The organism is Microbacterium ginsengisoli, assembly GCF_000956535.1.
Classification (GTDB): Bacteria; Actinomycetota; Actinomycetes; order Actinomycetales; family Microbacteriaceae; genus Microbacterium; species Microbacterium ginsengisoli.
This window is the reverse complement of the sequence record NZ_JYIY01000080.1, coordinates 1-12357: the sequence shown is the minus strand read 5'-3', so window position 1 is coordinate 12357 and position 12357 is coordinate 1. Positions and strand designations below refer to the sequence as shown.

Annotated in this window: 13 protein-coding genes; 5 read left to right on the top strand and 8 right to left on the bottom strand. The window is 69.5% G+C overall.

The genetic code is table 11. From position 1 onward, the window contains the following. Positions 1 to 19: 19 nt before the first annotated feature. The 8 genes from RR49_RS13305 to RR49_RS13270 are packed head-to-tail and all read right to left on the bottom strand — an operon-like array spanning position 20 to position 8393. Positions 20 to 754, bottom strand: coding sequence for an SDR family NAD(P)-dependent oxidoreductase (locus RR49_RS13305; protein WP_245610990.1), 735 nt, complete (start codon positions 752 to 754; stop codon positions 20 to 22). Between the two features lie 5 nt (positions 755 to 759). Further along, complete coding sequence (locus RR49_RS13300; RefSeq protein WP_045248589.1) at positions 760 to 2166, bottom strand: aldehyde dehydrogenase family protein; 1407 nt, start codon at positions 2164 to 2166, stop codon at positions 760 to 762. Positions 2167 to 2186: 20 nt separating this feature from the next. Continuing rightward, the gene (locus tag RR49_RS13295; protein WP_045248588.1) at positions 2187 to 3731 is read right to left on the bottom strand and encodes a GMC family oxidoreductase; all 1545 of its coding nucleotides are present in this window, start codon (positions 3729 to 3731) and stop codon (positions 2187 to 2189) included. Next, complete coding sequence (locus RR49_RS13290; protein WP_045248587.1) at positions 3728 to 4459, bottom strand: ABC transporter ATP-binding protein; 732 nt, start codon at positions 4457 to 4459, stop codon at positions 3728 to 3730. The genes RR49_RS13295 and RR49_RS13290 overlap by 4 nt, the downstream gene beginning before the upstream one ends. Continuing rightward, complete coding sequence (locus RR49_RS13285; RefSeq protein ID WP_045248586.1) at positions 4456 to 5166, bottom strand: ABC transporter ATP-binding protein; 711 nt, start codon at positions 5164 to 5166, stop codon at positions 4456 to 4458. The genes RR49_RS13290 and RR49_RS13285 overlap by 4 nt, the downstream gene beginning before the upstream one ends. Further along, positions 5163 to 6197, bottom strand: a complete 1035-nt coding sequence (locus RR49_RS13280; protein ID WP_045248585.1) for a branched-chain amino acid ABC transporter permease — start codon at positions 6195 to 6197, stop codon at positions 5163 to 5165. The genes RR49_RS13285 and RR49_RS13280 overlap by 4 nt, the downstream gene beginning before the upstream one ends. Further along, positions 6194 to 7069 (bottom strand): branched-chain amino acid ABC transporter permease, encoded by an 876-nt coding sequence (locus tag RR49_RS13275; RefSeq protein WP_045248584.1) that lies wholly within the window; start codon positions 7067 to 7069, stop codon positions 6194 to 6196. Before RR49_RS13275 ends, RR49_RS13280 begins: the two co-directional genes overlap by 4 nt. Positions 7070 to 7076: 7 nt before the next feature. Further along, positions 7077 to 8393, bottom strand: coding sequence for an ABC transporter substrate-binding protein (locus RR49_RS13270; RefSeq protein WP_048808796.1), 1317 nt, complete (start codon positions 8391 to 8393; stop codon positions 7077 to 7079). A gap of 212 nt (positions 8394 to 8605) precedes the next feature. Here RR49_RS13270 and RR49_RS13265 point away from each other — a divergent pair, with 212 nt between their 5' ends. The 5 genes from RR49_RS13265 to RR49_RS13245 all read left to right on the top strand — a co-directional run bounded on the left by RR49_RS13265 (position 8606) and on the right by RR49_RS13245 (position 12259). Further along, positions 8606 to 9556, top strand: coding sequence for an AraC-like ligand-binding domain-containing protein (locus RR49_RS13265; RefSeq protein ID WP_045248583.1), 951 nt, complete (start codon positions 8606 to 8608; stop codon positions 9554 to 9556). Between the two features lie 129 nt (positions 9557 to 9685). Then, entirely contained in the window at positions 9686 to 10816 is a 1131-nt protein-coding gene (locus RR49_RS13260; protein WP_045248582.1) for a zinc-dependent alcohol dehydrogenase, read from the top strand. Next, on the top strand, positions 10816 to 11646 hold the full coding sequence (locus RR49_RS13255) for a MoaF C-terminal domain-containing protein (protein ID WP_045248581.1): 831 nt from the start codon (positions 10816 to 10818) through the stop codon (positions 11644 to 11646). The genes RR49_RS13260 and RR49_RS13255 overlap by 1 nt, the downstream gene beginning before the upstream one ends. Positions 11647 to 11666: 20 nt before the next feature. Further along, positions 11667 to 12059, top strand: coding sequence for a nuclear transport factor 2 family protein (locus tag RR49_RS13250; RefSeq protein ID WP_045248580.1), 393 nt, complete (start codon positions 11667 to 11669; stop codon positions 12057 to 12059). Beyond that, a complete protein-coding gene (locus RR49_RS13245) occupies positions 12056 to 12259 on the top strand; it encodes an aldo-keto reductase family protein (protein ID WP_045248579.1) in 204 nt (67 codons plus the stop codon). Before RR49_RS13250 ends, RR49_RS13245 begins: the two co-directional genes overlap by 4 nt. The last annotated feature ends 98 nt before the right edge of the window (positions 12260 to 12357 follow it).

Here is a 12357-nt window from a genome sequence, read left to right as displayed (position 1 = left end):
GCAGGCGGCGCTCAGCCGATCAGCGCGCCAGGTAGCCGCCGTCGACGGGGATGTACGACCCCGTGATAAGGCTTGCCGCGGGACTGGCGAGCCAGGCGACGGCCGCCCCGATCTCCTCCGGTTGGCCGATGCGGTTGAGTGCGTGCAGGCCGGGCAGGCTCGCCTGCACGTCCGCGGGCAGGTTGCGCTCGAGACCGGTGGCGACGTAGGCCGGCCCGACAGCCAACGCCCGGACACCGCGACTTCCGTACTCGAGTGCGACCGTCTTCATCAGGCCGTTGATCGCGTGCTTCGCGGCCGCATAGGGAGACATCCCGACGAGCCCCCGCACACCGCCGAGGCTGGAGATCGTGACGATCACTCCCCCGCCGCGCTCGAGCAGGGCGGGGAGCTGGAGGCGCACGCCGTAGAAGACGCCATCGAGGTTGACGTCGAGCACGCGGCGCCACTGCGCCGGCGAGATGTCCGCCGTGTCCGTCGCCGGTTGCGTGATCCCGGCGTTGTTCACCGCCACGTCCAGCCCGCCCCAGTGCGCGCGCACGAGGTCGATGGCGCGCGCGTGCTCCTCGCTCGAGGTCGTGTCGAGCGCCTGGGCCAGCGCCACGCCGCCCCGATCCGCGATCTCCGCACGCACAGCGTCCGCGGCATCCCCATCGAGGTCCGTCACCAGCACCGCCACCCCCGTCTCGGCGAGCGCGAGCGCGCACGCTCGGCCGATGCCCCGGCCCGCGCCGGTGACCAGAGCGGTGCGCATGACGCTCATCGCGACGTGATGACGACGGGCACCGCCACGGACTTCAGCCCCTCGAACCCGAACTCCATGCCGTATCCCGATCCCTTGATGCCGCCGAACGGCACCATTGGGTGGATCCCGCCGTGCTTGTTGATCCACACGGTGCCGGCCTCGAGCCGCAGCGCCACCTCACGGGTCTGCGCGGGATCGTCGCCCCACACCGACGCGCCGAGTGCCGCATCCAGTCGATTGGCCGACGCGATCGCCGACTCGACCGTGTCGTAGCGGATCACCGGCAGCACCGGCCCGAACTGCTCCTCGTCGACGATCGGGTCGCCGTCGACAGCATCGCCGACGATCGTCGCCTCGAAGAACGTGCGCCCGAGATGTGGCGCGGGCGAGCCGCCCGTCACGATGCGGCGTCCACGGGCGCGCGCGTCGTCGACGAGGCGCGCGACGATGTCGAACTGCATCGCGTTCTGCAGCGGACCGAGCTCGTTCGACTCGTCGACGCCGCGCCCCATCGGGGTTGCGGCGGCCTTCCGGGCGAGAGCGTCGAGCACCTGCTCGTACTGCGACTCATGCACGTACAGGCGTTTGAGCGCGGCGCACGTCTGCCCGGTGTTGATGAACGCGCCCCAGAACAGCGCGTCGAGGTGGGCGTCGATATCGGTGCCGGGAAGCACGATGCCGGCGTCGTTTCCGCCGAGTTCGAGCGTGAGCCGAGTGAGGTTCTGAGCGGATGCCGCGGCGATAGCCTTGCCCGTCGCGGTCGAACCGGTGAACATGATCTTCCCGAAGGCGGGGTGCGACGTCAGCGCCGCACCGACCGCCCGGCCGCCCGAGATGACCTGCAGCACCCCCTCGGGAAGCACCTCGTTCAAGATGCTGACGAGCGCCAGCACGCTCAGCGGTGTGTACTCCGACGGCTTCACGATGACCGCGTTGCCCATCTTCAGCGCCGGGGCGATCTGCCAGATCGTGATCATGAGCGGCCAGTTCCACGGACCCACCGCGCCGACGAGACCCACCGGCTTGTAGATGAGCTCGGAGTAGTTCTCGGCGTCGTCGACGAGCACTTCGGGGGCCACCTCGAGGTCGGCGTTCACATGGAGCCAGCCCTGCACCGCCCCCACCTCGACGCGGGCGCCGATGCCGTTGAGCGGCTTGCCCTGTTCGCGCGAGACCGCGTCGGCCAGCTCGTCCGCGACGAGCGCGACCCGCTCGGCCGCCGCATGCAGCAGCGCGCCGCGCTCGCTGGCGGGTAGTGCTGCCCATGCCGGCTGCGCGATGCGTGCCCTCGTGATCAGCGCCTCGAGGTCGTTCACGACGTGCTCGGGGGCGTAGCCGATGGTCTCGCCGGTCGCGGCATCCGGAATCGGGCGTCCGCCGTCGACGCTGACGCGCTGCAGAAGGGGGTTCATCGTTCTCATCTCCTCGAGATCGGGTGCGCTCAGACGGCGGCGTTGGTGACCGCGACGGGCGCGTCGGCTGACGCGAGCAGGAAGTCTGCCGCCTTCTCGCCGATGACTGCGGCCGGAGCGTTGGTATTGCCGGTGGTGACCGTCGGGATGACCGACGCGTCGGCCACGGTGAGACCGGCGACGCCGCGCACGCGCAGCGTCGGATCGACCACGGCACGGTCGTCGGAGCCCATCCGGCACGTGCCGACCTGGTGGTGGTAGGTGATGACGTGCTCGCGGATGTAGGCGATCAGCGCATCGTCGCCGGCGCCGGGTGCAGGGTAGACGACCGCCGCCCCCCACGCGTCGGCGAGTGCGGGCTGCGCACCCACCTCGAGGCACTGGCGCACGCTGGCAAGGATGCTCGCGAGATCCCGCGGATCTTCCAGCACGTGCGGATCGATGCGGATGCCGGCAGGGTCCCCGGCGTCGGCGAGCGTGACCTCGCCACGGCTGTGGGTCGTCACGAGCCCGGCCATGAGCGTGAACCCGGTGCCCTCGAACGACATGTCGGGTTCGAGCATCGGCACGCTGAACGTGATCGGCTGGGTGTCGGGCACCTCGAGGGCGGGATCCGACTTCCAGAACCAATGGCTCTGCGTGACCGAGCGATGGGGGGCGGGCGCCTCGACCGGCCGCTCGGTGCCGAAGATGACGGGCACCAGATAGTGGTCGTGAAGATTCTTGCCTACGGGAAGGTCGGCGACCAGCGGGATGCCGTGGTCGGCGAGCTGCTCGGCCGGGCCGATGCCGCTGCGCAGCAGCACCTCGGCCGAGCCGAACGTTCCCCCGGCCAGCACGATCTCATCCGCCGTCAGAACCTCGAGCTGACCGTCGAACTCGATCTCGAGCCCCGTGGCACGGCCGTCCGCCACGATGACCCGCCGCACGACGACCCCGGTGCGCACATCGAGCGTTCCGGCAGCGACGGCCGGGTGCGCGTAGGCGTCCCACGTGCTCACCCGGTCGCCGTCTTCGACCGTCACCTGCTGGCGGGAGACACCCTCGATCGACCCCGAGTTGTAGTCGGGGTTGCGCTCGAGCCCCCACTCCACGGCGGCGTCGATGATCGACTCCTGAATCGGATGCATCGGCTGGTTCTCTTCGATCGGGAGCAGCCCCTCGGTGCCGCGCGCGGGATCCGGCGCGCCGCGCCAGCCCTCGATGCGCCGGTAGACCGGTTCGACGTCCGCCCAGGCCCAGCCGGGGCATCCGTCTGCCGCCCAGCCATCGAAGTCAGACGGCAGGCAGCGCACCCAGATCGCGGCGTTCAGCGAATGGGACCCGCCGAGCACCCGCCCGCGCGGCAGATGGATGCGGCGGCCCGCCGCGTGCGCCTGCGGTGCCGTGTAGTAGTCCCAGTCACGCTCGGTGTGCCAGAGGTCGGGGATGTGACTGAGGTCCTGCACGAGCTCGGTGCAGTTGGAGGGGCCCGCCTCGACGATCAGCACCCGCTTGCCGGCGTCGGCGAGTCGGCGGGCGACGATCGATCCGGACGTCCCCGCGCCCACGACGATGTAGGGGTAGTGGGTCATGATTGCTCCTCTGCTTCGGTGAGTCGGTAGGCGGCCGCGAGCTGCTCGGGCTGATCGCGGAGCGTCGCCGCGCTCTCACGGAGGGTGACCTCCCCCTGCGCGAGCACGACGGCCGAGGTCGCGAGATCGAGCGCGACATGGGTGAACTGCTCGATGAGAAGGATGCCGACGCCGCGCGCGGCGACGCTGCGCAGGACCGGTACGAGACGCGCGACGATCACCGGCGCCAGTCCGAGCGACATCTCGTCGATGACGAGGTATTCGGGGCGGGCGGCGAGCGCGCTCGCGAGCGCGAGCATCTGCTGCTGTCCGCCCGAGAGCGAGCCCGCCGCACGGTCGGCGAACCCGTGCATCTCGGGGAAGATGTCGAGCATCTCCTCGACGGCGGCACCGCGGTCGCGCCGCGGCAGGAGGAGAGCCGCGATCTTCAGGTTGTCGGCGACCGAGATGTCGGTGAAGACGCGGTGGCCCTCCTGCATGGTCGCGAGCCCCGCCCGCCGCACCCGGTTCGGACGCAGCCCGCGGATCGCCCTGCCGTCGAGCTCGATGTCGCCGCGGATGTCGCGCAGCAGCCCCGCGACCGCCAGCACGAGCGAGGACTTCCCCGCCCCGTTCGCCCCGAGCAGCGCCGTCACCTCGCCGCGCGGGACGGTGAGATCGACACCGCGCACCACCTCGCGCCCGCCACGACGGATAGTGAGGTCGCGGATCGCCAGCTGCTCGCTCATGCCTTCTCCTCCTCGATACCGAGATACGCCTTGCGGACGTCGGGGGACGTGAGCACCTCGGCCGTTGACCCGGCCGCGATGCGGCGCCCGAAGTCGAGCACCGCGACGGTCGCGCACGCGGCACGCACGAGATCCATGTCGTGGTCGACGAGGAGGACCAGCGCGCCGGTCGTCGCCGGAATCCCGGTGATCACCCCGAGGAGCATCTCCGACTCGGCCGGATCGAGACCGGCGGCGGGCTCGTCGAGCAGCACGAGACGCGGCTCGCCGACGACGCAGCGGGCGATCTCGACGAGACGCCGTTCGAGGATCGTGAGGTCGCTTCCGAGTCGGTCCCGCCCATCCAGGCCCACGTAGTCGAGCGCGGCGTCGACCGACGCTCGGGTCGCGCCCGAGTTCTCCGCCGCGAGGAGGAGGTTCTCACGCACGGTCAACGACCGGATCACCTGCTCCTGCTGGAACGATCGGCGCAGCCCCCAGCGGGCGCGACGATGCCGCGGCACGGCCAGCAGCGACTCCCCGTCGAGGTGCACGCTCCCCTCCGCGGGGATGGCGAACCCGGAGAGCACGTTGAAGGTCGTGGTCTTGCCGGCACCGTTCGGTCCGATGATCCCGCAGACGCCGTCCTCGAACTCGAGACTGACCGCGTCGAGCGGGGTGACGCCCCCATAGCGCACGGTGACGCGATCGATGACGAGGCGGCTCATGCGGTCACCTCGCGTGCACGTGAGGCACGGCGCGGTGTTCGCCATCGACGCGCCAGCGCGGCGAGCGAGCCGGCGATGCCGATCGGATTGGTCGTGATGGCCTGGATCGTGCCGAGGCCCAGGATGATGAACACGAGATCGCCGCTCACTCCCCAGGCCTGGAGCAGCACGGGCACGCCGTAGAAGAAGATGCCGCCGATCACGGCGCCGCTCAGTGAGAACGTGCCGCCGATGAGCACCGTCGCGAACAGCAGCACAGACTGCTGCGCGCTGAAGGTCGTGCCGGTGGAGTCGAGCACCCCCGTGTTGGCCGCGAGGAGCGCCCCCGACAGACCGGTGATGAAGCTGGTGAGCAGGAGGGCCAGAATGCGATAACGCGTCACCGGGATGCCGAGGGTGATGGCGCCCGCCTCACCCTGCCGGATCGCCGCCCAGGCGCGTCCCACCCGGGAGGACAGGAGCCACCAGACAGCGAGGAACACGACCGCGACGACCACCGCGACATACCGGAAGTAGGCATCGTCCGAGGCACCCCAGGTCGGCCGCGGCATGGTGTCGGGAACCGTGCCGGCGGGGAGACGCCCGAAGAACCCGGTTCCGCCGTTCGGGAACCCGGTCGCCGTGATGACGACCTGGATGCCGCCCGCGATCATGAGGGTCACGATCGCGAGGGAGAGTCCCGAGAGCTTGAGAGCGGGAAGGCTCAGGAGCGTTCCGATGAGCGCCGTGACGACGGCCGCCGCCACCGCGACCAGCTCGAACGGCAGATCGGTCGCGTAGTAGAGGCGCAGCGTCACCCATCCACCGACAGCGACGAGGGCGATCTGCATGAGCGACACGAGTCCGAGGCGCCCGTAGAGGATGCCGGCGGCGAGGGCGGCGAGCGAGTAGATCGCGCATGCGGTGAGCGCGAAGAGGCCGGACCCCTGGCCGATACCGGGGAGGAACGGGATGACCACCGCCAGCGCGAGGCCCACGAGGAGGCCGATCGCGCCGACACGGGTGTTTCGGCGGGCGAGGAAGGAGATCATGAGCGCACCACTCCGATGGTCAGCACGCGACGTCGGCCGATGAGGATGACGACGGTGGCGATGAGGAAGGGGACGATCGTCGCGTAGGCGGTGATCGGCTCCCACGCTGACGCGAGGGTCTGCAGGACACCGATCACGAGTCCGCCGACCAGCGTGAGCCACAGTGAGGAGAAGCGTCCGATCACGACGGCCGCGAGCTCGGGGATGATGAGGAAGGTCAGGAAGGCGGGCTCCAGGCGGGTCTGGTTGGCGAGCAGGATGCCGGAGGCTCCGGCGATCGCGCCCGACAGCGCCCAGGCGACGTTCTCGACGAGTCGCACGTTCGTGCCGACGACCGAGGCGAGCTCGCGGTCGCTGGCGAGCGCTCGCATCGACATGCCGATGCTCGTGTAGCGGAAGGCCAGCACCGTGGCGACGACGACGAGCACGGCGAGCAGGAGGCAGATGATCTGCGTGAGGTTCACGCGGGTGCCGCCGACGTTGATCGCGATCGAGCTGGTGTCGAGCCGCAGAGTGCGGGCCTTGTCGTTCCAGGTGAACAGCAGCACGCCGATGATGACGAGGGCGAAACCGAGGGTGGCGATCGCCTTGCGCAGCTCGTCGATGCGCGCGAGATAGGGGCCGGCGAGCAGCCCGAACAGCAGGGCGGCCGCAGCCGCGATCAGGATGCACACGGCGATCCCGATCGCGGGCTGCAGACGTCCTTGGGTGGGAACCAGCTGCCACAGCAGCATCGCGGCCAACGCACCGATGGCGCCGTGGGCGAAGTTGAGGACGCCGGTCGTGCGGTAGAGCACGAGCACCCCGACTCCGGACAGGGCGTACACCGAACCGATCACGAGGCCGGCGACGAGGAAGGGCAGCAGATTCATGGTGTGATCAGTTCCCCGTCAGAAGACCCTGGGACTGCTCGGCCTGTTCGATCGAAGTCAGTTCGGGGTCCGTCACGTTCTGGCAGCCCTCGAGCTCCTGCCACTCGCCGTTGACGAGCTTTGCCATGCGGGTCGCGTGGTTGGCGTGATGCTGGTCGGCGACGCCGTAGTACCACGGGGCGCACAGGAGGTCGGAGGAGAAGCCCTTGATTCCGAGGAGCGCCTGCGAGACGGTGTCGCGGGTGATCTTCGACGGATCCGGGAACTGCTTGATGAGGGTGTCGGTGAAGATCTTGGCGGCGAGGAAGCCGGCCTGGCTGAACGTGTCGCGCGGCGCGTCGGCGGCCGCGTACTTGTCCATCACGGCCTTCCAGAGGGTCTGGTCGGCGCCGGTCGTGGTCGTGACGAGCTGCAGCTCGGAGTTGGCGACGAAGCCGTCCCAGTACTGGCCGATCTGTTGCCCGAACTGCTTGTCGTAGCAGGATGCCGTGCACGACCACTGGATCGACCCCTTCGCGTCCTGCTGCTCGGCCGCGGTGAGGATCGACGCGGTGATCGGCGCCGGGTCCGCGATGACGAGGCTCGTCGCGCCGCTCGAGGAGATCTGGCTCACGAGCGGAAGCCAGTTGCTCTCGTTCGGGTCGGAGAGCACATTGCCGACGAGGTCGATACCCTTCGACTTCGCGTAGGCCGAGATTCCGGATGCCACCCAGTCGCCGTTGCCCGGGGTGTTGATGCCGATCGCGAAGAACTTGCCGGCCTGCCCGGCGCGCTCGAAGTACTGCAGCGTGGCGAGGGCGGAGATGCGGGGTCCGGCGTTGACGGGCGCGAGGTTCGACGACGAGAAGCAGGACTGCGGAACCCCGACGCCGAGGATCGAGTAGAGCCCCGCCGCTTTGTAGGCGTCGTTCTGCTGCTGGCAGCCGACGAACGAGGCGTCGCCCACCGAGGCCACGATCGAGGAGTCGGACGCATAGCCGGTCGCGATCTGCGCCGTCCTGGTGGGGTCGAGGGCGTCGTCTCCGACCTGGTAGGAGATCGGGCGGCCGTTGATCCCGCCGTTGTCGTTGATGCAGTCGAAGTAGGCCTTGGCCGAATTCGGGGAGGACGAGAAGTCGACGCCGCCGGATTCGGTGGCGATGGCGACGACCTTGATCGGGGTTCCGGTGGCCTTCTGGCCGTTGCCGAGGCCGCACGCGGCCGTCCCGGCGGCCGCCGAGCCGCCGGATGTGGGGGACGCGGAGGTGTCGGCAACACATCCCGCGAGAGCGATGACAGCTGTTGTCGCCGCTACCGCGAGCAGTGCCCGCATGGTGCGATTCATGGGTGTACTCCTTCGTACGAGATGCGACGCGAGGGACAGCTGCGTCGCGGACAGCCTCGCAATACCGGCGCGGGGGCCGTTGAACGGCGAGGCACCCGCATTGCACGTGCGTGCACAACGTCTTCCAGGCGCCGTAGCCGCGACGTCGTCGGTCATATACGATGCAGACCACGCGGTCACCGGCGACCGCGACTCGTTGGAGGTAACCCCGAATGCTCCACGCCACCCCGAGCCCGCTCCACCACATCGACTCGTTCACGGCCTTCCGTGAGAGGGTGCGCGATACGTTCGTCCCCCTGCAGGTTTCCAGTCGGCGCCCGCACCATTTCCACGCCGCGGCGCGCAGCGCCGAGCTGCGCGACCTGAAGATCGTCGAGATCGCCGCCGATCCGCATGTGGTCGAGCGCACACGCCGCCTCGTCGCCGAGTCGGAGTCCGAACCGAGCTACAAGGTGAGCCTGATGGTCGAAGGCTCCGGCTTCATCTGCCAGGACGGCCGCGACGTCGTGCTGTCACCGGGCGACATCGCCGTCTATGACACGACTCGTCCGTACACGCTCGCATTCGACGACTCATCGATCCGCACGATCGTCGCCATGTTCCCCAAGCGGCTCGTCGACCTGTCCGACGATCGCATCGCCCGGCTGACGGCGACTGCGCTGGGCAAGGACGACCACCTGGGGAGCATGGTCGGCGGCGTGCTCCTGCAACTGGCCGGGCGACTCGAGGCGGTCAGCACCGCGACAGGCTGGCGATTGGCGCGCAATGCGGTCGACCTCGTCAACATCCTGCTGCGAGACTCGCTGCCGGCGACGGAGGGCGCTGGCGGCGAACGGCTGATCGATCGGATCTACTCGTACATCGACGCAGTGCTCGAAGACCCGGGCGTCACGCCGTCGCTCATCGCGGACGCCCATTTCATCTCGGTGCGCTATCTGCATTCGCTGTTCCAGTCCGAGGGGGTGAGCGTCGGCTCCTACATCCGGCTGCGCCGCATCGAGCGATGCCGCGACGAACTCGCAGACCCGGACTTCGCGGACATGACCGTGACGGCGATCGCCGCCCGCTGGTCGTTCGCCGACGTGGCCCATTTCTCGCGCACGTTCAAGTCTGTCTACGGCGAGACCCCGTCCGAGTTCCGGTCCCGGATGACCCGCCGCTGACGTCGCCCCCGGGAGGGACACACTGCGCGCCGATTCAACATCTGCGCGCTCCGACGCAACCGCCCCGCGTCCGGGCACGCGAGCCTTCACACAGCGGCACGACGATGCGCCGCGGGGAAGGACACTCGCATGAACGACGCGACCGGCACGGCGACGCAGGTCCTGTTCGTCGCTCCCGGCACGATCGACACGGTCACCGGCCCGGCACCCGTGCCCGCGGCATCCGATGTCGTGGTCGCCGTCGACCGCGTCGGCATCTGCGGAACCGATCTGCATCTGCTCGACGGCGAGATCGGTGACCCGTTCCCGCTGGTGCCCGGTCACGAGTTCGTCGGAACGGTGATCTCGATCGGCACCGAGGCGGCCCGCCCCGGGTTGCGCGTCGGTGATCGCGTCGTGGTGGAGATGCTGCTGGCCTGCGGGCGGTGCGCGCGATGCCGCGAGGGTCGGCGCAACCTCTGCGAGCGGGACGATCCCGCGGTCTCACCTGCGGCGGGGCGCCAGATGGGTGTGAACATCCCCCGCACGCTCTCGCCCTTCACCGGCGGCTACGGCACCCACCTGGTGGTTCCCCCTGAGGGCGTCATCCACGTGCTTCCGCCCACACTCCAGAACGACGTCGCGGTGCTCACCGAGCCTCTCGCGGTCGCGGTGCGGGCGGTCGAGCGCGGTCGCGTCGGCCTCGGCGACGACGTCGTGATCATCGGCCCAGGCCCGATCGGTCTGCTCGTCGCAGCGGTGGCGTCGGCGGCCGGCGCGCGGCACGTCATCGTCGTCGGCGGTCGCCCCGAGCGGCGGGTGCTCGCACGCTCGTTCGGCGCGACGGACACCCTCGCAGAGCGCGGGGCCGAGCTCCACTCGCGGATTCGCCACCTGCTCCCCGGCGGTCCGGACGTGGTCATCGAGTGCGCCGGGAACCCCACGGCGCAGCAGGACGCGATCCGTCTGGTCCGGCGCGGCGGTCGGGTCGTGCTCGCCGGGGCATGTGGCGGCGGCGCGGCGCTCACGATCGCACCGGATGAGGACCTCCTCACCCGGGAGATCGACATCCTGCCGTCGTTCCTTGCCGCGGGCGGCTATGAACGCGCCATCACGCTGCTCGATCAGGCGCGATTCCCGTTCGCCTCGCTCATCACCCACATCTTCCCGCTCGACGAGGCGAGCACCGCGCTCGCCGCCGTTCGCGGTCGTACGGAGGGGCTGATCAAGGCCGTACTCCTCATCCCCTCCCCCTCACCCACTCTCACCGGAGGTCACTGATGTCCCATTCCGAGAACGTCACCGTCTCGCGCACGACCCACGATGCCGACCAGGGCACGTGGAAGTCATACGACGACTTCGCGACCGGAATCGACACCTATCGGATGCCGCAGGCCGACCTCGCCGGACGATCGATCGCCTGGGAGTTCGACGGCGGCATCGGTCTCGCCGTGGACGTCCTGGCCGATGGCACCGCCCGGTGGCGGTCGGCAGCCCTTCTGAGCGCACCGGATGGCACGGTGGACCCGTACGACGCCGTGCGTGTGCGCGACGACGTGGTGTTCTTCAACCTGCCCCTCGCGTCGCGGTCTCAGGACGCGATCACGGTGTTCTGGTCGGAGACGACCGGTCGCGCACTGATCATCCACTCCGTGATCGGCGAGCCGCGACCGGGAATGCCGCACGTGCAGCAGACGATCGCCGCGGGGCGAGTCGTCGGACAAGATGTGACGGGGGTGAAGCCCGCGCCCTCTCGTGACCTGATCGGTTTCCGCGAGCTCGTGCGCTACAGCCCTGTGCACCTGTACGAGCACGTGTTCCTCTCGAGCGAACGCTACTGCTGGCAGTGTCTGCACGGCGAGCAGCGCGGGCACGGCGACGTCGACATGTCGACGGTGTGGAAGTTCGACGACTCCGGCCTCTACCTGTTCACGTTCCGCGAGTTCGTGATCCCGGTGGCGAGCGTCTGGCTGCACGACCTGGGCTACGCCTTGCGAACGACGGGGATCTTCCTCGGCACCGCACCCGACGGCGGCGCCGATCACCGGCGTGCGGGCGGCCACATCTATCCGCTCGGCAACGTCGTGTACCCCGACGTCCAGCCCGTCTGACCCACCGAAAGGACACCGCCATGACTCGCGCTCATGACATCATCACTCGCCACTACGAGGCGAGTGCCGGCGGCGATCTCGCCGGGATGCTCGCGCCGATCGAGGCCGACACCACATGGACCGAGGCGGCCGGGTTCCCACGCGCGGGGACGTACATCGGCCCCGATGCCGTGCGCGTCAACGTCTTCGAAGCCCTCGCCCGCGACTTCGACGGCTATCGCTTCGACCTCGACGAGCTCGTCGACGCGGGCGATGTGCAGGTCGGCATCGGCACCTACTCGGGCACCTTCCGCCAGACCGGGCGCCCGTTCACCGCGCGGGTCGCGCACATCTGGCGGCTGGCATCCGACCGGGTGGTCAGCTTCGAGCAGATCGTCGACAGCGCGCAGGTTCGGACAGCGATGACGCCATGAGCGCACCTGCCCGTCCCGCCTCGGCGAGCATCCCCCCGATCGGACTGGCGGTCGCGGGCGTGCGGGGCAGCGGCGGCATCCATGTCGTCTCAGCGGCGATCGACGACGGCTTCCGCCTGATCGTCACCGACCCTGACTACGACAACGACGGCACGGTCGGCGCGGCGATTGCCGGCTCTTCGGACATTCGGTGGGGGTGAGGCTTGCCGGGTGGGGTTCGGCGGGTAGGGGTCGAGGTCCCCGAGGATCAGTAGCGCTAACTGTCTGATCTTCACGAGGACCTCGACGTGCTTCACCC